Here is a 17,574-nt window from a genome sequence, read left to right on the forward strand (position 1 = left end):
GCACCCCCGAAGGGCGCGGCCTGAAAACAACGTTGCCGGATCAGAAGTCCAGCGCCGGGCAGGTGTTGTCCGACATGTAGTCGTGAACCGTCAGTTCGCCGCTGGCGATCTTGGCCTTTGCGTCGTCGACGGTGGCCTTCATCTCGTCCGATACGAGGGTCGCGTTGTGTTCGTCCATGGCGTAGTCGATGCCGCCATTGGCGATGCCCATGACGTTGAACCCGGTTTCCATTTCGGGACCGGCCGACATCGCCTCGTAGACGGCGTTGTCCACGCGCTTGAGCATGGAGGTCAGGACCTTGCCCGGGTGCAGGTAGTTCTGGTTGCTGTCCACGCCGATCGACAGGATGCCTTCGTCGGCCGCGGTCTGCAGGACGCCAACGCCGGTGCCGCCGGCGGCCGCATAGACCACGTCAGCGCCCTGGCTGATCTGCGCCTTGGTCAGTTCGGAGCCCTTCACCGGGTCGTTCCATGCGGCCGGGGTGGTGCCGGTCATGTTGGCGACGACCTTTGCGTCGGGGTTCTGGGCCATGACGCCCTGGGCGTAGCCGCAGGCGAACTTGCGGATCAGCGGGATGTCCATGCCGCCGATGAAGCCGACGGTATCGGATTCCGACGCCATCGCGGCCATCATGCCGACGAGGTAGGAGCCTTCATGTTCGTTGAAGACGACCGAGCGGACGTTCGGCGCGTCGACGACCATGTCGATGATCGCGAACTTGGTGTCAGGGTAATCGGGCGCCACTTCGGACAGGACGTTGCCGAAGGCGAAGCCGGTCATGACGATCGGGTTGGCGCCGGCATCGGCGAAGCGGCGGAGCGCCTGTTCACGCTGCGCTTCGGACTGCAGCTCGATCTCGCGGAACTCGCCGCCGGTTTCTTCGGCCCAACGGGTGGCACCGGCAAAGGCGGCCTCGTTGAAGGACTTGTCGAACTTGCCGCCGAGGTCGAAGATCAGTGCGGGTTCGGCCAGTGCGGCACCGGCGCTGAGCGCGACGGTGGCGGCGGCTCCGAGGAATTTGGTCATGAGGGTCATTCGTATTCTCCCAGTTGGCAGGGGGCGGTTGATCCCACCCCGCGTACGGCAGATCGTTGTTGATCAGATCGGATTAAGGCCCCGCGCCGGGGTACGGGTCAAGGGTGAATCCGGCTTGAACATCTTGCAAAAGCTGAATCTTGCGTCACGTCATGCAAGCGGTTTGCCGAGGATTTGGGCATCCACCCGGCTGCCGTCCGGCGCGCGGTAATAGCCGGGCCGCTTGCCGGAGATTGTCCAGCCGTTTCCGAGGTATAGCGCAATCGCGGCGGCGTTGTTCGCGGCTACCTCGAGAAAGGCCTGGCGGGCGTTTCTGGCGCGGGCGGCGGTGTCGAACCCCGTCAGACAGGCGCGTCCCAGCCCACGACGGCGCAGGCTCGGCGGGGTGGCGATTGTCAGCAGTTCTGCCTCATCGGCGATCACGCGGCCCAGGGCGAAGGCCCCAGCCTGCGTGACAAGGAAGCAATGGGGGTCCGACAGGAGGCTGGCGAATTCCGCCTCGCTCCAGGGGCGAGGGGTGGTGAAGGCGGCGGCGTGGAGGGCGGCCAGCTCAGCCGGGGTCACGGTACGATCACCGGCGGAATATCGCGGGCGGGGGCGGCATCGGCCGGGCGGAGGTAGACAGGTGCGGGCGGGGCGGCGGTGTTGGCGTCCGCGTCGCGGGCGATAGAGGCGATGGCCGCGGCCCAGACCTCCGGCTCCGGCGGGAAGGTCGGGGCTTCGACGCTGGCCAGGGGGACAAGGTTAGGGGTCGCCGCGCCCGGGGTCAGGACATAGGCCATGTCGCGCGGGGCGAGGACGGTGGCCGTGGCCCCCGGCGCGCCGTGATGGATCGCGGCAAAGCTGGTGACCCCGATCACTGGGCAGTTCAGCGACAGGCCAAGGCCGCGCGCGGCGCTGATGGCGATGCGGATGCCGGTGAAGTTGCCCGGGCCGGTGCCGACGCCGATACGGTCGATGTCCTGCCAGGTCTTGCCGGTCTGGCTCAGCAGGTCTTTCAGCAGGGGAAAGAGCGCCTCGGCCTGGCCGCGGGTCATGCTTTGCGCTGCCGTGGCCAGGATGTGATCGCCGGACAGCAAAGCGGCCGCGCAATGCGCGGCCGATGTGTCAAAGGCGAGGATCAGCGGGTCTTCGGACATGGGGTCTGCGGTCGCTCAGACGGCGACGGGGCGAACCTCTGTCACCTCGGGGATATAGTGGCGTAGCAGGTTCTCGATGCCCATCTTCAGCGTCAGGGTCGAGGAGGGGCAGCCGGCACAGGCGCCCTGCATGTGCAGATAGACCACGCCACGGTCAAAGCCGTGGAAGGTGATGTCGCCGCCATCCTGGGCCACTGCGGGGCGCACCCGAGTGTCCAGCAGTTCCTTGATCTGCACGACGATCTCGCCGTCTTCGCCGGTATGTTCGGCATGGCCGGAATTGGGCTGGTCGCCTGCGTCCATCACCGGCTGGCCGGACTGGAAATGCTCCATGATCGCGCCGAGGAGGGCGGGTTTGATATGGTCCCATTCCACCGGGTCGGCCTTGGTCACGGTGACGAAGTCGGTGCCGAAGAACACGCCCGTTACGCCGTCGATCGCAAAGAGGCGGGTGGCGAGGGGCGATTTCCCGGCGGTGTCGGCCGTGGGGAAATCGGCGGTGCCCGCTTCCAGCACGGTTTCGCCGGGAAGGAACTTCAGCGTCGCCGGGTTCGGCGTGGATTCGGTCTGAATAAACATCTTCGGTCCCCTTTTTGGCTGACGCATCCGATATGCGCCTCCGGTCCGGGGAAGTCAAGAATTAGAACCGTTCTAAAGAAATTGTCACAGTTCCGCGATTGCCATAGCGACAGAGGACAGCCCCTCGGTGAACTCGTGTCCGCCTTTGGCGATGCTGTGGCAGCGGGCCTGCGGGAGGACGGTGGCCCATTCCTGCAGGTGATCCGGGGGGACGACCGTGTCGTCGCGGGCGTGAAACAGACGGATCGGCAGGCGGGACAGGGCGTCGGGGGCCCAGGCGGGCAGGGCGAACTCCGCGCTCTCCCACCCCGGCTGGCCCCAAAGCGGGCAGGCGAGGCCGACAAAGGCGCGGGGTTGGACGGCGGGACCCAGCTCGGCCAGGCATTTGAGGATATGCGAGCCGCCCAGGGAATGCCCGACGAGGATCGCCTGCGCCCCATGGTCACGCAGCAGCGGGGTCAGGGCGGCGGTCCAGGCCTGCGGGTCGGGCGGGCCGAGGTCGGGGGCGGTGATCCTGTAGTTCCGCCCCAAAAGATCGCGCAGGGCAGGCAGAGGGGCGTCCGTGGGCGAGGACCCGGCGCCATGGGCGTAGATGACGTGGGTCGGATGCGGCGCGCCGGGTGTGGCGGCCCTCACGTGATCGCCTCGAGCTTTTCCTTGGAGAGATCGCCAGGAACGATGGTGACCGGCACAGGGAGGGAGCCCGAGGCCTTGGCCAGCTGGCTGACGAGAGGGCCGGGGCCGGATTTCTCGGTGCCTGCGCCAAGGACGAGGACGCCGATGTCCGGGTCCTCGCGGATCTGGGCCAGGATTTCCGGCACCGGCTCGCCCTCGCGGATCACCAATTCTGGGTCGATCCCCTGGCGGTCGCGCATCCATTTGGCAAAGACCTCGTAATGCACGACGATTCGCTCGCGGGCCTCTTCGCGCATGATGTCGGCGACGCCGATCCAATGCTGGAATTCCTCCGGCGGGATGATCGACAGGATCGCCACGCCGCCACCCGTGCGCGCCGCGCGCATGGCGGCAAACCGCATGGCGTTCAGGCATTCACGGCTGTCATCCAGGATGACGAGGAACTTGCGCATCACGGGCCTCCCATTCGGGGGGATAATGGCGGAAGGGTCAGGCTGCGTCCACGGGTATCTCCGCCTGCCGCCGGGGCCGGGGATCAGGCGGGGGTCGGCGGCGGCATGGTGGGCCGGGCCAGCGCATAGGCCACCTGTATGATCCCGGCGGTCAGCCCCATGCCGACGCCCAATTGCCAGGCGAGGGTGTAGTTGCCGTTCAGATCATAGAGCCAGCCTCCGCCGAGCGCGCCGGTGAAGCTGCCGAACTGATGCGACATGAAGGCGACCCCCTGGATCATCGCCTGCCAGCGCAGGCCGAACATCTCCACCACCGACCCGGCGACGAGGGGACCAACACCGAGCCAGAGGAAGCCCATGATCGAAGCGAAGATCATGGTGGAGGCGGGGGTCGGGTCCTGCAGGAAATACCAGGCCAGCACGAAGGAGCGGGTGATGTAGATCAGCCCGAGCAGCGCCTGCTTGTTCCAGCGTCCGCCGGCCCAGCCAAAGAAGAGGCTGCCAAGGATGTTGAACCCGCCGATCAGCGCCAGCGCCGTGGCGGAGAGCATCGGGTCGAGGCCGCAGATGGCGATGTAGGCCGGGAGGTGCGTGGTGAGGAAAACAAGCTGCATGCCGCAGACGAAATAAGCCAGCGCCATGACGACGAAGCCGGGGTTTGCCAATGCACCGACCAGGGCGAGGCGGGCCGAGGCGGCCTCGGTCGCGGAGGGCGGCGGCGGCGGCACCGGGCGGCGGTCGATCCGTCCGGCGACCCAGGCGGCGGGGATCATCAGGCAGGCGAGGGCGGCAAAGGCGATCATGCCCGCCTGCCAGTCGATCGAGGTGTTCAGCCATTGCCCGATCGGCGCGGCATAAAGCGCCCCGGCGGACCCGGAGGCGGAGATGATGCCGAGATACAGGCTGCGTTTCGCCGGGGGCACGGCGCGGGAGGTGACGGACATGGTGATCGCGGTCCCGGCGCAGCCCATGGCGGGACCGATGAAGAACCCGGCAAAGATCAGCACGCCAAGCGCATCCTGGGCCAGCGACAGGCCGGTCAGTCCGATAATATAGGAGGCGGCCCCGGCCAGCATCACACCGCGAAAACCGACCCGGGGCACCAGGGCTCCGGCAATCGGTTGGAAAACACCCCAGGCGAGGTTTTGGATTGCGATGGCCAGGGTGAACTCCGCCACGTCAATGCGCAGTTCGGTGGTGATCGGTTGCATGAAAATGCCAAGGCTCTGCCGCAGCCCCATGGCGAGGCTAAGCAGCAGGGCAGAGCCCAAGACGATCAGCATGGTGTCGTTTCGCGGGGCGGTGCTGGTCATGGTCATGCGGGGCGATCCGTCCATCTGCGGACCAGAATTAGACCGATCCGTCTAGTCTTTCTCCCTCAATTCTACCGCGGGGTCAATTGTAGCCTGTGCAGGGCCGCGATTGCACGGAGTTGACTGAGGCGCACGGCAGCACTACTGCGCAGGGTGCACGGAGGGCCGGATGGCCGCGGGCGCTCGATGTGATCGAGGGTCCGAGGAAAGTCCGGACTCCACAAGGCAGCGGTGCCGGGTAATGCCCGGCGGGGGCAACCCTAGGGACAGCGCCACAGAGAACAGACCGCCCCGACCTGTCGGGGTAAGGGTGAAACGGTGCGGTAAGAGCGCACCGGGGGACGGGCAACCGGACCCGCATGGCAAGCCCCACCGGGAGCAATGCCGAATAGGGATCTCGCGCGGGGAACCGCAGGGCCGCCTTGGCCCGGAGATCCGGGTTGGCAGCTTGAGACGCCGGGCAACCGAGCGTCCAGAGGAATGGTCATCGAACCGGTACCCGGAGACGGGCCGGGGAACAGAATCCGGCTTACAGGCCCTCCGTGCATCCGCATCCACAACAGGATGGATATTTCCGATGAGTGGGAACCCGCCGTTCTGCTGCGGTGCGGCGGGCGGAAAAGCGCCCGTGGCCGAAACCGCCCACGGGAACGCCGCGGGTCGGATCGAGTTGTTCCATCACAGCAACGAGACCGACCCTGCATCACTGTCAAACCACCGCGGGGTTTGCCTTTCACATGAGGAGAGAGAAGATGAAACGCATGCTTCAAACTGTCAGCCGTGGTGCTCTGATTACGATGATCGCAGTCGCACCCGTGGCCGCTTTTGCCCAGACAGCCGAGTCGGGTGCCGAGGAAACCGAAGAGCTGCAACAGTCGGACGGCGCAGCGGCAGAGGCGAGCAGCCCGGATGCCGGTACGACCGAAGAGGTCGCCGAGGACACCGACGAAACCCAGGGCGAGGATCCTGCATCCGACGTGGCCCAGGACGACGCCACCGCATCGGACGAGCCGGCGTCGGATGTGGCCCAGGACGATGCTACGTCATCGGACGAACCGGCATCGGATGTGGCCCAGGACGAGGCGCCTGCCCAGGACGATCCGGCGGCTGACGTCGCCCAGGACGATGCGACGCCGAATGACCCGGCCTCCACCGATGTCGCGACGGATGAGGCGCCGACGATCGGGGGCGAGGAAAACTACGCCGCCGAAGAGAGCGCGAAGCCGGTTGAAGGTCAGATCACGATGCAGGACGCGAATACCGTGCTTGCCGACGACCTTCTTGGCGCAACCGTGTTCAACGTGTCGGACGAGAATGTCGGCGATATCAACGATCTGATCATCGGCCTGAATGGCGAGGTCAAGGGCGTCGTCATCGGCGTCGGCGGCTTCCTGGGGATCGGCGAGAAGGACGTTGCCGTCGAAATGGCCGCGCTCGACGTTGTCGAACTGGAGGGGCGCCCGCGTCTGATGACCTCGGCCACCAAGGCCGATCTGGAAGCCGCACCTGCCTTTGTCACCGCAGCGGACCAGGCGGCGGCCCAGCAACAGGTCGACATGCAGTCCTCCACCGACACTATGGGCGGGACCATGGGCGGCGTGACGCAGCCGACCGAATGACAGTCCTGACGGGCTTGCGTCCATTGGGCGCGCGGGGGGCGGAAAGATCCGCCCCCTGTTTCGTCGTGTTTCCGGTGTGGCTGACGCGCTTAGGCGGTTGACACGCGCGAGATTCGACGTAAAAGGCGGGCTTCATGAGATTTCGCGGGCACATCTGTGTCCGGTGCAGGAGATGAGAAAATGGCGAAGCCGACGACCATCAAGATCCGTCTGAACTCGACCGCGGGCACGGGCCATTTCTACGTGACCAAAAAGAACGCGCGCACAATGACCGAAAAGATGACCGTACGTAAGTACGATCCCGTCGCGCGGAAGCATGTCGAGTACAAGGAAGGCAAGATCAAGTAAGATCGAAAAACCTTCGAAGACATGAAAGGCCGCGCCGCAGAGCGCGGCTTTTTCTTTTCGGGCCGCCCTCTGCCTCCGCCACCTGACCCCGAGAGCCGAGGATGCCCCGATGCCCGAACTCACTTCTTCTTCCGACAGTCCCCTGTCTCCGCCCGGCGCTGATGCCGGGCTCGCCGATCTTCTGATCCGGCCTGCGATGCCTGCCGATACCGAGGGCGTCACCCGGCTGCTGGCCCGGTCCTACCGGGCGCTGCTGGCGGCGGATTATGATCCCGCCCTGCTACGCGAGGCGTTGCCGTTGATTTCTGTCGCGCGTCCCTCGCTGCTGAGTTGCGGGACCTATTTCGTAGCGGAGCACGACGACCGGATCCTCGCCGCAGGCGGCTGGACCGATCTCTCCCCACATGGTGCGCCCGGCCGCGCCGGGGTCGGGCACGTTCGGCATGTGGCGGCGGACCCGGCGCTTGTGCGCAGCGGGATCGGGTCGAGGCTCATGCGGCGTGTTCTATGCTCTGCCCGGTCGGCCGGGGTGGTGGACCTGCGGTGTCAGAGCACGCTGACGGCGGTGCCGTTCTACGAGTCGCTCGGCTTCGAGGCCCTGGGCCGGATCGACGTGCGCCTGCCGACGGGGGTGCTGTTTCCGGCGGTGCAGATGCGGCGGGAGGAGGGGTGACGAGGGCTTCTCCGGCGGCCAGGCAGTCATCTTCGGGCTTGACCCGAAGATCTTCTGCCGCAGGGCAGTTCGGTATGGCCAGAGATCCTCGGATCAAGTCCGAGGCTGACGAGGGGCGGGACAAACTATGTTGCAAAGCAAAAGGGCCGGTCAGATGACCGGCCCTTCGTTCGTTCTGATCGTCCTGCTTATTCGCGGTTGCCGAGAAGTTGCAGCAGGAACATGAACATGTTGATGAAGTCGAGGTAGAGGCGCAGGGCCCCCATGATCGCCGACTTGCCCAGCCATTCGCTGTCGCCATGGTTGGCGTGCTGCAGGTATTCGTTCTTGATCGACTGCGTGTCATAGGCAGTCAGACCGGCGAAGATCAGCACACCGATGATCGTGATCGCGAAGTGCAGCGCGCTCGACGCGATGAAGATATTGATGATCGAGGCCACGATCAGGCCGATCACGCCCATGATCAGGAAGGTGCCCATGCCGGACAGGTCCTTCTTGGTCACATAGCCGTAAAGCGACAGACCAGCGAAGGCGATGGCCGTCACGAGGAAGACCTGTGCGATCGAGAAGCCGGTGAAGGCCACGAAGATCCAGGCCATCGACAGGCCCATCACGGCCGCGAAAGCGTAGAAGAACAGCTGCGCGGCGGCGGCGGACATCCGGTTGATCATCGCGCTGAAGGCGAAGACCATGATCAGCGGTGCGAACATCACGACCCAACCGAGGATATTCGGCCGCAGGGTCGCGGGATCACGGAATACGGACAGGAGCTCCGGGCTCGTGCCGACCGCCCAGGCAACGAGGAACGTCAGCACCATGCCGACGGACATCGTGCCGTATACCTTGTTCATATGGGCGCGCAGACCTTCGTCAATGGCCGCAGAGCGTGTGCCTGCCGCAGCGCGCATTGTGTTATATTCAGCCATTCAAGCCTCCGATACGTTGAACCCGAGCTCCGTCAAGGAGCTTTCGGGTTCAATATCGGTAAGGTGCATCTTCTTTTCAAGATCAGACAGAGGTCTGATCGTGAAGAAAAATCACTTCAGCCAGCTTGCCGGGACATCCCAGATCGGGCGGGTCGCCTCGCGCCGGGCTTCGGCCTGGGTCACGCCGATGTCTTCGAGCGCGCGCGCGTCGAGGTCGGCCAGGGCCTGGCGGGACCGGGACAGGGCAAGAAGGGAGAAGGTTGCGCCGATCAGGGAGAAGGATCGGGACAGGGAAAAGGTGGGGGACTGGGACAGGGAGGACATGAGGGTTACCTTTCTAATCGGTGATGGTTCAGCCCGTGTTGATGATTTATGTTGATGCATATGCCGGAGTGTGTTCAATATTGGAAATGAATGTTTCTGACGATTATCATCACGGGAATTGATGCATGCGAAATCTGGACATGACCGCCCTGCGCAGCTTTGTGGCTGTCGCCGATCATGGCGGCGTAACCCGCGCCGCAGGCGTGCTGAACTTCACGCAATCCGCTGTGTCCATGCAGCTCAAGCGGCTGGAGGAGATGCTGGGGATCGATCTGCTGGACCGGTCGAACCGCAAGATCGCGCTGACGCCGTCGGGCGAACAGTTGCTGGGCTATGCGCGGCGTATCATCGACATGAATGATGAGGCGATGTCGCGACTGACCAGCGAGGTTTTCGAGGGGCAGGTGGTGATCGGCGTGCCGCATGACATCGTCTATCCGGTTATCCCGCGGGTGCTGCAGCGGTTCAACGCGGAGTTTCCGCGGATGAAGGTGCAGCTGATCTCCGCCTATACATCCAAGCTGAAGGCCGATTTCGCCCGGGGGCTGGCGGATGTCATTCTGACGACGGAAGCCGCGCCGGACGCTGATGCCGAGGTTCTGGATGAACGTCCCATGTGCTGGGTCGGCGCGCCGGGCGGCACCGCCTGGCGGCAGCGTCCACTGCGCTATGCCTCCGCCCGCACCTGCATTTTCCGCGCCGAAGCGATTCGCGCGCTGGAACAGGCGGGGATCGACTGGGAAAGCGCCGTGGAGACGGAGCAGGACCGCACCGTCGAGGCGACGATTTCCGCCGATCTGGCGGTCTGCGCCATGATCGAGGGGACGGAGCCGCCGCAACTGGCCAGGGTCGAGCACGGGGGCGAGTTGCCCACGCTCGGCATGCAGAAGATCTGCATGTATTCGCAGGATCGCGGCGCCGGGCAGGTGCTGGAGCGGCTGACCGGGTTGTTGCGGGCGGGGTTCACCGGGGGCGAATCCCTGAACCGTCCTGCCCTGAGAGAGGTCGGCCGGGTTACAGCGTGATCACGACCTTGCCGGTCGATGCGCGGGATTTGAGCAGATCGAGCCCTTCCTGCGCGCGCTCCAAGGGCAGGACATGGCTGATGTGCGGCTTGATCCGTCCCTCGGCGGCCCACTGGAAGAGAGTGCCCAGGCTGTCGGTCACGACCTCGGGCCGGAACTTAAGATACCCGCCCCAGTAGAATCCCAATATGTCGATGTTTTTGACAAGCAGGTGGTTCGCCGGGATCTGGGGCACATCGCCGGAGGCATGGCCGATCACCAGTATGCGGCCCTCCGGCTTCATCGCACGGAAGGCGGCGCGGAAGAGATCGCCCCCCACGGCATCATAGACAACATCTGCCCCGCCAAGCGCCTTGAGCTGTTCGCGCAGGTCCGGCACTTCGGCGTCGATAAGGTGGTCGGCCCCGGCCTTGCGCGCGACCTCCAGCTTGTCGTCGCCCCGCGCCACGGCAATGACCCTGGCCCCCATGAGGTGGCCCAGTTCGACCGCCGTCAGGCCGACACCCCCCGCCGCGCCGAGGACGACCAGCGTCTCGCCCGGTTGCAGCCGTGCCTTGTGTTCCAGGGCGACATGGCTGGTGCCATAGGCGATCTGAAGCGCGGCGGCGGTTTCGAAGTCGACAGTGTCCGGCAGGACGACCGCGCGATTGGCCGGGTAGGTGCCCATATCGGCCAGCCCGCCGGACCCGCCAAAGACGGCGACCCGCGTTCCGGGCGGCGGGCCGTCGACGTCGGGGCCGGTCGCGATGACCTCGCCGGCGACTTCCATGCCCAGGGTGAAGGGCGGTTTCGGCGTGTCCTGATACTTGCCCCGGATCATCAAAAGATCGGCGAAGTTCAGGCCGCAGGCGCGGTTCCTGACCAGCAGTTCGCCTGCCTGCGGCGTGCAATCGGGGGTTGAAACGTGCTCGGGCGCGGATCCCTCTGACAAAACCCTGAATGCGCGCATGATCCGACCTCCGTATGATTCGACGTGTTGTTACGCTGTCGAAACGAAAGGCGACAAGTGCCGGAATCGCGATCAATCGGCCTTAGAATCAAAGATTGTTTGCAAATCAGAAAGTTCAGAGTAGTTTGCCCCTACGTCAAAACAGGCAGCGGCAATCCAAATTGCTTGCTTCAATAGTTGGAAATGATAGGCTTCGGTAACCCTTCGAGGGTTGAGGGATAAGATTTTGCAACCCTTAGCTGATATTTGACGCACTGGGATGGGATCGTTTTTCCCAGATATGATTGAGTGAGGAGCAGCGGTATGACGCACCCGGTTGATGTTCATGTGGGCAAACGAATCCGCCATCGCAGGTGGCTGGTCGGGATGACCCAACAGCAACTCGCCGAGAGCGTCGGAATCAAGTTCCAGCAAATTCAGAAATACGAGACAGGTGCGAACCGTGTCTCAGCCTCGCGTCTGTGGGACATTGCCGATGCGCTGGAAGTACCGGTCAGCTTCTTCTTCGAAGGCCTGAACGAGGAGGAGGCGAAGCCCTCCACCATGGTTCCCGCCGATATCATGGGCGACAAGGAAGCGCTGGATCTGGTGCGCTCCTACTACGCCATTCCCGAAGCGCAGCGCCGCCGCCTGTTCGAACTGGCCCGGGTGTTGAGCGACGTCGCCTGAAAGCGTCAGGTCTGACGGTCCGGGGGCGCCTTGGGCGCCCTTTTCTTTTGTCCGCGCCTTGGGGTAAGTCGCAGGGGGCACAGGGGGACCGGATGGATCAGACCGAGATCATCGAGACAGCCAATGACATGGCCGATGCCGCGCGGGCGGCGATCCTGCCGTATTTCCGCCGGTTCGGGCTGGCTGCGGAAAACAAGCTGACCTCCGGCTTCGATCCGGTCACCGCCGCCGATCGCGTGGCGGAACTGGCCATGCGGGCGGTGTTGGCGCGCCGTCGGCCTATGGACGGCATCCTGGGTGAGGAACATGCGCCGGTCGAGGGGACCAGCGGGCTGACATGGGTGCTGGACCCGATTGACGGGACGCGGGGGTTCATCTCCGGCACGCCGACCTGGGGGGTGTTGATCGCCCTGTCGGACGAGAATGGCCCGGTCTTCGGCATGATCGACCAGCCCTATATCGGTGAGCGGTTTGTGGGTGGTTTCGGACAGGCCGTGCTGCACGGTCCGCATGGGGAAATGCCCTTGCGATGCCGCGGGACCAAGCGACTGGCGGAGGCCACGCTTTTCACCACCTTCCCCGAGGTTGGCACGGCGTCGGACAGGCAGGGGTTCGAAGCGGTGGCGGCGCAGGCCCGGCTGACGCGCTACGGGATGGATTGCTATGCCTATGCGTTGATTGCCCTCGGCCAGGCGGATCTTGTGATTGAAGCCGGGCTCAACGCCTATGACATTCAGGCGCCGATCGCGGTGATCGAGGCGGCGGGCGGCATTGTCACGGATTGGTCGGGCGGTCCGGCCCACCACGGCGGGCGTGCGCTTGCGGCGGCGAACAAAAGGCTCCACGCTGAGGCTCTGGAGTTGCTGCAACCCTTTGTCTGAGGTGTGACATGACAGAGATCGTGATCCGAGGGGCCGACCATCTTCTGACCATGGATGACGACCGGCGGGAGCTGTCGGGTGCTGACATCCGCATCACCGATGGTGTGATCGCCGAGATCGGCGAGGGGTTAGATAGCGCGGGGGAGGTGATCCGGGCCGAGGGCTGTGTTGTCACGCCGGGCCTCGTGAACACGCATCATCACCTTTATCAGACGCTGACGCGGGCTGTGCCGGGCGGGCAGGATGCGCTGCTGTTCGGCTGGTTGAAGACGCTCTATCCCATCTGGTCGCGTTTCGGGCCGGAGGAGATGCGAATTTCTGCACTGACTGGATTGGCTGAACTGGCGCTTTCCGGCTGCACGCTGACCTCGGATCATCTGTATCTTTACCCCAATGGGGCGCGGCTAGATGACACGATCCACGCGGCGCGGGAGATCGGTATGCGGTTCCATCCCACGCGCGGGGCGATGAGCATCGGCGAAAGCCAGGGCGGGCTGCCGCCGGATATGCTGGTGGAGCGGGAGGCGGCGATCCTTGAGGACTGCATCCGCGTGATCGACACCTTTCACGATGCATCCGTGGGGGCGATGACCCGGGTCGGCGTGGCCCCCTGTTCACCTTTTTCTGTATCACGTGAACTGATGCGGGATGCGGCACTTCTGGCGCGGGACAAGGGCGTGATGATGCATACGCATCTGGCCGAGAATGACGAGGATATCGCCTATTCGCTGGAGCAATTCGGCTGTCGCCCGGGGCAATATGCCGAAGATCTGGGCTGGACCGGGCCGGATGTCTGGCATGCTCATTGCGTGAAGCTGGACGGGGCGGAGATCGACCTGTTTGCCAGCAGCCGGACGGGTGTTGCGCATTGCCCCTGTTCCAACTGCCGTCTCGGGTCCGGGATCGCGCCGGTGCGGGCGATGCGGGATGCGGGGGTGAATGTTGGCCTCGGTGTGGATGGCTCGGCCTCCAACGATGCGGCCAACTTGGTGGCGGAGGCGCGGCAGGCCATGTTGTTGCAGCGGGTGTCGCGCGGCGCGGACGCCATGTCGGCCCGCGAGGCACTGGAAATCGCGACCCGGGGCGGCGCGGATGTGCTGGGCCGCCCGGATTGTGGTCGGATCGAGGTCGGCGCGCGGGCGGATGTGGCGATCTGGGATGTCTCCGGGGTGGAAAGCGCGGGGTCCTGGGACCCGGCGGCGCTGCTCATGACCGGGCCGACGCGGGTGCGGGATCTGCTGGTCGAGGGGCGGCAGGTGGTGCGTGACGGGGTCGTGACCACGATCGATTTGCCGGTGGTGGTGGAGCAGGCGAACCGGATGGCCCGGGCGTTGGCGGGGTAGGATTTTTATGGGTGCGGAGCACCCATCCTACCCAAAGGGCACATGTAGGATGGGTGCTCCGCACCCATCTTCCCATCCGGGCCGCTCCAGCATTCAAACTGCCCGGCCGCCGATCCAGGTTGCCCGCACCGCGCGGTCATCGCCCATCATGATCGTGGCAAACAGTTCTTCCCAGGCGTCCTCCGCCCGGTCAGCGCGTTGCGCGATGGCCGGGGTGGAGGAGAGATCGAGGATGGCCAGATCGGCCTCCGCCCCCTTGGCCAAGGTCCCGATCCGGTCACCCATGCGCAGCGCCTCGGCCGAGCCGGCGGTGGCCAGCCAGATCAGCTGCGCCGCATGGAGCGGCGTCCCGCGCAACTGCCCGACCTCATAGGCCGCCGCCATGGTCCGCAGCATGGAGAAGGACGAGCCGCCGCCGGTATCCGTGGCCAGGCCGACGCGCTGACCCGCGGCCTTCAGCCCGGCCATGTCGAACAGGCCGGAGCCGATGAAGGTGTTGGACGTCGGGCAATGGACCAGGGCCGCGCCGACCTCCTTCAGCCGGTCCTTTTCTCGGTCCTCGAGGTGGATGGCATGGCCGTAGAGGCCGTTCGGGCCGAGAAGCCCGTGCGCCTCGTAGGTGTCCAGATAATCCCGCGCCTCCGGGTAGAGGGATTTAACCCAGGCGATTTCGTCTGTCTGTTCAGACAGATGCGTCTGCATCAGGCAGTCCGGGTGCTCGGCCCAGAGGGCGCCCATGGCGGCCAACTGTTCTGGCGACGAGGTGGGCGAGAAGCGCGGCGTGATGGCGTAGGACAGGCGGTCCACCCCGTGCCATGCCTCCAGCAGGGCCTTGCTTTCGTCATAGGCCGTCTGCGCCGTGTCGCGCAGACCGTCGGGCGCGTTGCGATCCATGCAGGTCCTCCCGGCGACGATGCGCTGGCCGCGCTGCCGGGCCTCCTCCATCAGGGCGTCAACCGATGCGGGGTGGATGGTGCAGAAGGAACAGACGGTGGTGGTGCCGTTCGCGGCGGTCAGGTCCAGATAGCGGGATGCGATTTCCGCCGCATAGGCCGGGTCGGCGAACCGGGTCTCTTCAGGGAAAGTATAACTGTTCAGCCAGTCGATCAGGCGCTTGCCCCATGAGGCGATGATGGCGGTCTGGGGGAAATGGGCGTGGGCGTCGACAAATCCGGGGCAGATCAGGTCCCGGCCATAGGCGATTTCGGTCACCCGGGGCCAGTCGCGGCGCAGTGTGTCGGCCGGGCCTATATCCGCGATCTGCCCGCCCTCCAGCACCAGACCCCAGTCGGTTTCGATGCGCAGGGCGGACTCGGGCGCGGTTGAAAACGGGTCGGCGAGGGTCCGCAGGACGCGTCCTGTCAGCAGGGTGGGGTCGGGCATCTTAATCCTCCGGTTCCGCGTTGCAGCGTAGCCTGCGGGCGCGGGTCCGTAAACGGGGCAGGAAATGCCGCTGAGGCATTGTTTTTGGCAAGGAATGTCCTCTATGACGAAGATACGGCAAAGGAGCGCGGCATGACCGACGGAGACGACGAGTTCAAGGTGGCGGACGATCTCTCTGCGGCGGAGGCGGGGCAGGGGGACGCCTCGGACGAGGACGGCTACACCCTGGATCGGCGCACCATAGCGGCCATCCTTTATGCTGTCGATACGGGCGATCGTGACAAGCTCGTCACCCTGATGGAGCCGCTGCACGCAGCCGATATCGCCGACCTTCTGGAACAGATCAACGCCTATGACCGGCGCCGCCTCATCCTGCTCTATGACCGGGAGTTCGACGGCGAAATCCTGTCGGAACTGGGCGAGTCGATCCGGGAAGAGGTCATCGCCGTCCTCAACCCGGATGTTCTGGCCGACGCGGTCCGGGACCTCGATTCCGATGACGTTGTGGACCTTGTCGAATACCTCGACGATCCGCAGCAGGAGGCGATCCTCGACGCGCTGGAAGACAGCGACCGGGCGGCGGTGGAACAGGCGCTGTCCTATCCGGATGAATCCGCCGGCCGCCTGATGCAGCGCGAAGTTGTGGCCGTGCCGGAGTTCTGGAACGTCGGCCAGGCCATCGACTACATGCGCGAACGCGACGATCTGCCGGAGCAGTTCTACCATGTCATCCTCGTCGATCCGCGGTTCAAGCCGATCGGCCATGTGACCCTGGGCAAGCTCATGGCCTCGCGCCGGGTCACGCCGCTGGCGGAGATTACCGAGCCGTCCTTCCGCACCTTCGAGGCGACTGAGGACGAGGGCGATGTCGCCTATGCGTTCAACCAGTATCACCTGATCTCCGGCCCCGTGGTGGACGAAAACGACCGGCTGGTCGGCGTCATCACCATCGACGACGCGATGATCGTGCTGGACGAGGAGCACGACGAGGACATCCTGCGCCTCGCCGGGGTGAGCGAGGAAAGCTCGCTCACCGACCGGGTGGTGGAGACGACGAAACGGCGCTTCCCCTGGCTGGCGGTGAACCTGGTGACGGCGATCCTGGCCTCGCTGGTGATCGCGCAGTTCGAAGAGACAATCGCGCAGTTCGTGGCTCTGGCGGTGCTGATGCCGATCGTGGCCTCCATGGGCGGGAACGCGGGGACGCAATCGCTGACCGTTGCGGTGCGCTCCATCGCGACGAAGGACTTAACCGGGGCGAACGTCTGGCGGGTGATCCGGCGGGAATGCCTTGTGGGGCTGGTGAACGGGGTGATCTTTGCGGTGGTGATGGGGATCGTGGGGCTGATCTGGTTCGGATCGCCCGCGCTTGGCTATGTCATTGGCGCGGCGATGGTCATCAACCTGGTGATCGCGGGGCTTGCGGGGACGGTGATCCCGGTGGTGCTAGACCGTGTCGGGGTGGATCCGGCGCTGGCCTCCGGGGCCTTTGTGACCACGGTGACCGATATCGTCGGCTTCTTCGCCTTCCTAGGGCTGGCCGGGGTGATTCTGCTGTGATGGAGGCGGAGAAAGCCGCGGCCCGCAAGGCGGCCTTCGCCCGGCGCAAGGCGGCGCATGAAATGGATCACGGCGCCGCGTCGGGTGTGCTGTCCGAAGTATTGGCAGGCTATCGGGGAGTGCCGCTGTCGGGCTATTTGCCGATCCGGACGGAGATCGACCCCCGCCCCGCCATGGCCGAAGCGGCGGCGCATGGGGTTGTCGGGGTTCCGGTGATCGAGGGGCAGGGACAACCGCTGCAGTTTGCGACCTGGACGCCCGAGGGCGCGCTGGTGCCGGGGCCTTTCGGGGCGGAGGTGCCGGAGGCGATCCTGCCCATGGTGCCGCAGATCCTGATCGTGCCGCTGGTGGCCTTCGATCGCCGGGGCGGGCGGCTTGGCTATGGCGGGGGGTTCTATGATCGGACGCTGCAGATGCTGCGGGCGAACGGGCCGGCGATGGCCATCGGCTTTGCCTATGCCGCGCAGGAAGCGGAGGGGCTGCCGCTGGAGCCGACGGATCAGCCTCTGGACATGATCGTGACGGAGCGCGGGGTGCTGGAGGTCGGGTGATTACCCCCCTCCTTGATACTCTCGCCCCCCTCCCTCGCCCTCTGCAGAGTCACAGTTGAAGTGCAACAGCGATAAGGTGCTGTTGCGATGGGACGAAACTATGAACATCTGAGCGCGGAGGATCGCCTGTCGATCTTTCGCGGCCTCGAACTGGGTCTGACGCAGCGT

General features: G+C 65.1%; 20 protein-coding genes and 1 other RNA gene. 10 read left to right on the forward strand and 11 right to left on the reverse strand.

Annotation, left to right across the window (positions count from 1 at the left end; translation table 11 throughout):
• Positions 1–40 precede the first annotated feature (40 nt).
• The 7 genes from ACFC2Y_RS16625 to ACFC2Y_RS16655 form a co-directional block, all read right to left on the reverse strand.
• Positions 41–1,036, reverse strand: a complete 996-nt coding sequence (locus tag ACFC2Y_RS16625) for a BMP family protein (RefSeq protein ID WP_375175727.1) — start codon at positions 1,034–1,036, stop codon at positions 41–43.
• Positions 1,037–1,186: 150 nt separating this feature from the next.
• Positions 1,187–1,600 (reverse strand): GNAT family N-acetyltransferase, encoded by a 414-nt coding sequence (locus tag ACFC2Y_RS16630; RefSeq protein WP_375175726.1) that lies wholly within the window; start codon positions 1,598–1,600, stop codon positions 1,187–1,189.
• Complete coding sequence (gene tsaB, locus ACFC2Y_RS16635) at positions 1,597–2,175, reverse strand: tRNA (adenosine(37)-N6)-threonylcarbamoyltransferase complex dimerization subunit type 1 TsaB (protein ID WP_375175725.1); 579 nt, start codon at positions 2,173–2,175, stop codon at positions 1,597–1,599. The genes ACFC2Y_RS16630 and tsaB overlap by 4 nt, the downstream gene beginning before the upstream one ends.
• 15 nt (positions 2,176–2,190) lie before the next feature.
• Positions 2,191–2,754: a NifU family protein gene (locus ACFC2Y_RS16640; protein ID WP_375175724.1), complete on the reverse strand. Its 564-nt coding sequence runs from the start codon at positions 2,752–2,754 to the stop codon at positions 2,191–2,193.
• Positions 2,755–2,838: 84 nt separating this feature from the next.
• A complete protein-coding gene (locus tag ACFC2Y_RS16645) occupies positions 2,839–3,390 on the reverse strand; it encodes an alpha/beta hydrolase (RefSeq protein ID WP_375175723.1) in 552 nt (183 codons plus the stop codon).
• On the reverse strand, positions 3,387–3,842 hold the full coding sequence (locus ACFC2Y_RS16650; protein ID WP_375175722.1) for a universal stress protein: 456 nt from the start codon (positions 3,840–3,842) through the stop codon (positions 3,387–3,389). Before ACFC2Y_RS16650 ends, ACFC2Y_RS16645 begins: the two co-directional genes overlap by 4 nt.
• A gap of 83 nt (positions 3,843–3,925) precedes the next feature.
• A complete protein-coding gene (locus ACFC2Y_RS16655; protein WP_375175721.1) occupies positions 3,926–5,161 on the reverse strand; it encodes an MFS transporter in 1,236 nt (411 codons plus the stop codon).
• A gap of 151 nt (positions 5,162–5,312) precedes the next feature.
• Between ACFC2Y_RS16655 and rnpB the strand changes: the two genes are divergently transcribed.
• The 4 genes from rnpB (at position 5,313) to ACFC2Y_RS16675 (ending at position 7,795) form a co-directional block, all read left to right on the forward strand.
• An RNA gene (gene rnpB / locus ACFC2Y_RS16660) (RNase P RNA component class A) lies at positions 5,313–5,703 on the forward strand.
• A 204-nt stretch (positions 5,704–5,907) separates the two neighbouring features.
• Positions 5,908–6,774, forward strand: a complete 867-nt coding sequence (locus tag ACFC2Y_RS16665) for a PRC-barrel domain-containing protein (RefSeq protein ID WP_375175720.1) — start codon at positions 5,908–5,910, stop codon at positions 6,772–6,774.
• A gap of 180 nt (positions 6,775–6,954) precedes the next feature.
• Complete coding sequence (gene rpmG, locus ACFC2Y_RS16670; protein WP_005630270.1) at positions 6,955–7,122, forward strand: 50S ribosomal protein L33; 168 nt, start codon at positions 6,955–6,957, stop codon at positions 7,120–7,122.
• A 109-nt stretch (positions 7,123–7,231) separates the two neighbouring features.
• Positions 7,232–7,795 carry a GNAT family N-acetyltransferase gene (locus ACFC2Y_RS16675; RefSeq protein WP_375175719.1) on the forward strand — a complete coding sequence of 188 codons (564 nt, stop codon included), beginning with the start codon at positions 7,232–7,234 and terminating at the stop codon, positions 7,793–7,795.
• A gap of 188 nt (positions 7,796–7,983) precedes the next feature.
• Here the strand turns inward: ACFC2Y_RS16675 and ACFC2Y_RS16680 are convergent, their stop codons facing one another.
• Positions 7,984–8,721, reverse strand: a complete 738-nt coding sequence (locus ACFC2Y_RS16680; protein WP_375175718.1) for a Bax inhibitor-1 family protein — start codon at positions 8,719–8,721, stop codon at positions 7,984–7,986.
• Between the two features lie 111 nt (positions 8,722–8,832).
• Positions 8,833–9,045: a DUF1127 domain-containing protein gene (locus ACFC2Y_RS16685; protein WP_375175717.1), complete on the reverse strand. Its 213-nt coding sequence runs from the start codon at positions 9,043–9,045 to the stop codon at positions 8,833–8,835.
• A 125-nt stretch (positions 9,046–9,170) separates the two neighbouring features.
• Here ACFC2Y_RS16685 and ACFC2Y_RS16690 point away from each other — a divergent pair, with 125 nt between their 5' ends.
• The gene (locus tag ACFC2Y_RS16690; protein WP_375175716.1) at positions 9,171–10,070 is read left to right on the forward strand and encodes a LysR family transcriptional regulator; all 900 of its coding nucleotides are present in this window, start codon (positions 9,171–9,173) and stop codon (positions 10,068–10,070) included.
• On the opposite strand, the gene ACFC2Y_RS16695 is transcribed toward ACFC2Y_RS16690, so the two are convergent.
• On the reverse strand, positions 10,060–11,019 hold the full coding sequence (locus tag ACFC2Y_RS16695; protein WP_375175715.1) for an NADPH:quinone oxidoreductase family protein: 960 nt from the start codon (positions 11,017–11,019) through the stop codon (positions 10,060–10,062). The two genes, ACFC2Y_RS16690 and ACFC2Y_RS16695, sit on opposite strands and share 11 nt — an antisense overlap.
• Before the next feature lie 303 nt (positions 11,020–11,322).
• Here ACFC2Y_RS16695 and ACFC2Y_RS16700 point away from each other — a divergent pair, with 303 nt between their 5' ends.
• The 3 genes from ACFC2Y_RS16700 (at position 11,323) to ACFC2Y_RS16710 (ending at position 13,912) form a co-directional block, all read left to right on the forward strand.
• Entirely contained in the window at positions 11,323–11,688 is a 366-nt protein-coding gene (locus tag ACFC2Y_RS16700; RefSeq protein ID WP_375175714.1) for a helix-turn-helix domain-containing protein, read from the forward strand.
• 92 nt (positions 11,689–11,780) lie between these two features.
• Positions 11,781–12,569, forward strand: coding sequence for a histidinol-phosphatase (hisN, locus tag ACFC2Y_RS16705; protein WP_375175713.1), 789 nt, complete (start codon positions 11,781–11,783; stop codon positions 12,567–12,569).
• An 8-nt stretch (positions 12,570–12,577) separates the two neighbouring features.
• Entirely contained in the window at positions 12,578–13,912 is a 1,335-nt protein-coding gene (locus tag ACFC2Y_RS16710; RefSeq protein WP_375175712.1) for an 8-oxoguanine deaminase, read from the forward strand.
• A 93-nt stretch (positions 13,913–14,005) separates the two neighbouring features.
• Here the strand turns inward: ACFC2Y_RS16710 and guaD are convergent, their stop codons facing one another.
• Entirely contained in the window at positions 14,006–15,295 is a 1,290-nt protein-coding gene (guaD, locus tag ACFC2Y_RS16715) for a guanine deaminase (protein WP_375175711.1), read from the reverse strand.
• A gap of 132 nt (positions 15,296–15,427) precedes the next feature.
• On the opposite strand from guaD, the gene mgtE reads away from it, so the two are divergent.
• A complete protein-coding gene (mgtE, locus tag ACFC2Y_RS16720; protein ID WP_375175710.1) occupies positions 15,428–16,855 on the forward strand; it encodes a magnesium transporter in 1,428 nt (475 codons plus the stop codon).
• Positions 16,855–17,406 carry a 5-formyltetrahydrofolate cyclo-ligase gene (locus ACFC2Y_RS16725; RefSeq protein ID WP_375175709.1) on the forward strand — a complete coding sequence of 184 codons (552 nt, stop codon included), beginning with the start codon at positions 16,855–16,857 and terminating at the stop codon, positions 17,404–17,406. The genes mgtE and ACFC2Y_RS16725 overlap by 1 nt, the downstream gene beginning before the upstream one ends.
• The last annotated feature ends 168 nt before the right edge of the window (positions 17,407–17,574 follow it).

The sequence above is a fragment of the Pseudooceanicola sp. genome, from assembly GCF_041987405.1.
In the GTDB taxonomy this organism is placed as follows: domain Bacteria; phylum Pseudomonadota; class Alphaproteobacteria; order Rhodobacterales; family Rhodobacteraceae; genus Pseudooceanicola.

Excerpts from the sequence above, each read along its gene's own strand:
- ACFC2Y_RS16625 (WP_375175727.1), bottom strand. The coding sequence starts at position 1,036 with ATGACCCTCATGACCAAATTCCTCGGAGCCGCCGCCACCGTCGCGCTC.
- tsaB (WP_375175725.1), bottom strand. The coding sequence starts at position 2,175 with ATGTCCGAAGACCCGCTGATCCTCGCCTTTGACACATCGGCCGCGCAT.
- ACFC2Y_RS16640 (WP_375175724.1), bottom strand. The coding sequence starts at position 2,754 with ATGTTTATTCAGACCGAATCCACGCCGAACCCGGCGACGCTGAAGTTC.
- ACFC2Y_RS16650 (WP_375175722.1), bottom strand. The coding sequence starts at position 3,842 with ATGCGCAAGTTCCTCGTCATCCTGGATGACAGCCGTGAATGCCTGAAC.
- ACFC2Y_RS16655 (WP_375175721.1), bottom strand. The coding sequence starts at position 5,161 with ATGACCATGACCAGCACCGCCCCGCGAAACGACACCATGCTGATCGTC.
- ACFC2Y_RS16665 (WP_375175720.1), top strand. The coding sequence starts at position 5,908 with ATGAAACGCATGCTTCAAACTGTCAGCCGTGGTGCTCTGATTACGATG.
- rpmG (WP_005630270.1), top strand. The coding sequence starts at position 6,955 with ATGGCGAAGCCGACGACCATCAAGATCCGTCTGAACTCGACCGCGGGC.
- ACFC2Y_RS16675 (WP_375175719.1), top strand. The coding sequence starts at position 7,232 with ATGCCCGAACTCACTTCTTCTTCCGACAGTCCCCTGTCTCCGCCCGGC.
- ACFC2Y_RS16680 (WP_375175718.1), bottom strand. The coding sequence starts at position 8,721 with ATGGCTGAATATAACACAATGCGCGCTGCGGCAGGCACACGCTCTGCG.
- ACFC2Y_RS16685 (WP_375175717.1), bottom strand. The coding sequence starts at position 9,045 with ATGTCCTCCCTGTCCCAGTCCCCCACCTTTTCCCTGTCCCGATCCTTC.
- ACFC2Y_RS16690 (WP_375175716.1), top strand. The coding sequence starts at position 9,171 with ATGCGAAATCTGGACATGACCGCCCTGCGCAGCTTTGTGGCTGTCGCC.
- ACFC2Y_RS16695 (WP_375175715.1), bottom strand. The coding sequence starts at position 11,019 with ATGCGCGCATTCAGGGTTTTGTCAGAGGGATCCGCGCCCGAGCACGTT.
- ACFC2Y_RS16700 (WP_375175714.1), top strand. The coding sequence starts at position 11,323 with ATGACGCACCCGGTTGATGTTCATGTGGGCAAACGAATCCGCCATCGC.
- hisN (WP_375175713.1), top strand. The coding sequence starts at position 11,781 with ATGGATCAGACCGAGATCATCGAGACAGCCAATGACATGGCCGATGCC.
- ACFC2Y_RS16710 (WP_375175712.1), top strand. The coding sequence starts at position 12,578 with ATGACAGAGATCGTGATCCGAGGGGCCGACCATCTTCTGACCATGGAT.
- guaD (WP_375175711.1), bottom strand. The coding sequence starts at position 15,295 with ATGCCCGACCCCACCCTGCTGACAGGACGCGTCCTGCGGACCCTCGCC.
- mgtE (WP_375175710.1), top strand. The coding sequence starts at position 15,428 with ATGACCGACGGAGACGACGAGTTCAAGGTGGCGGACGATCTCTCTGCG.
- ACFC2Y_RS16725 (WP_375175709.1), top strand. The coding sequence starts at position 16,855 with ATGGAGGCGGAGAAAGCCGCGGCCCGCAAGGCGGCCTTCGCCCGGCGC.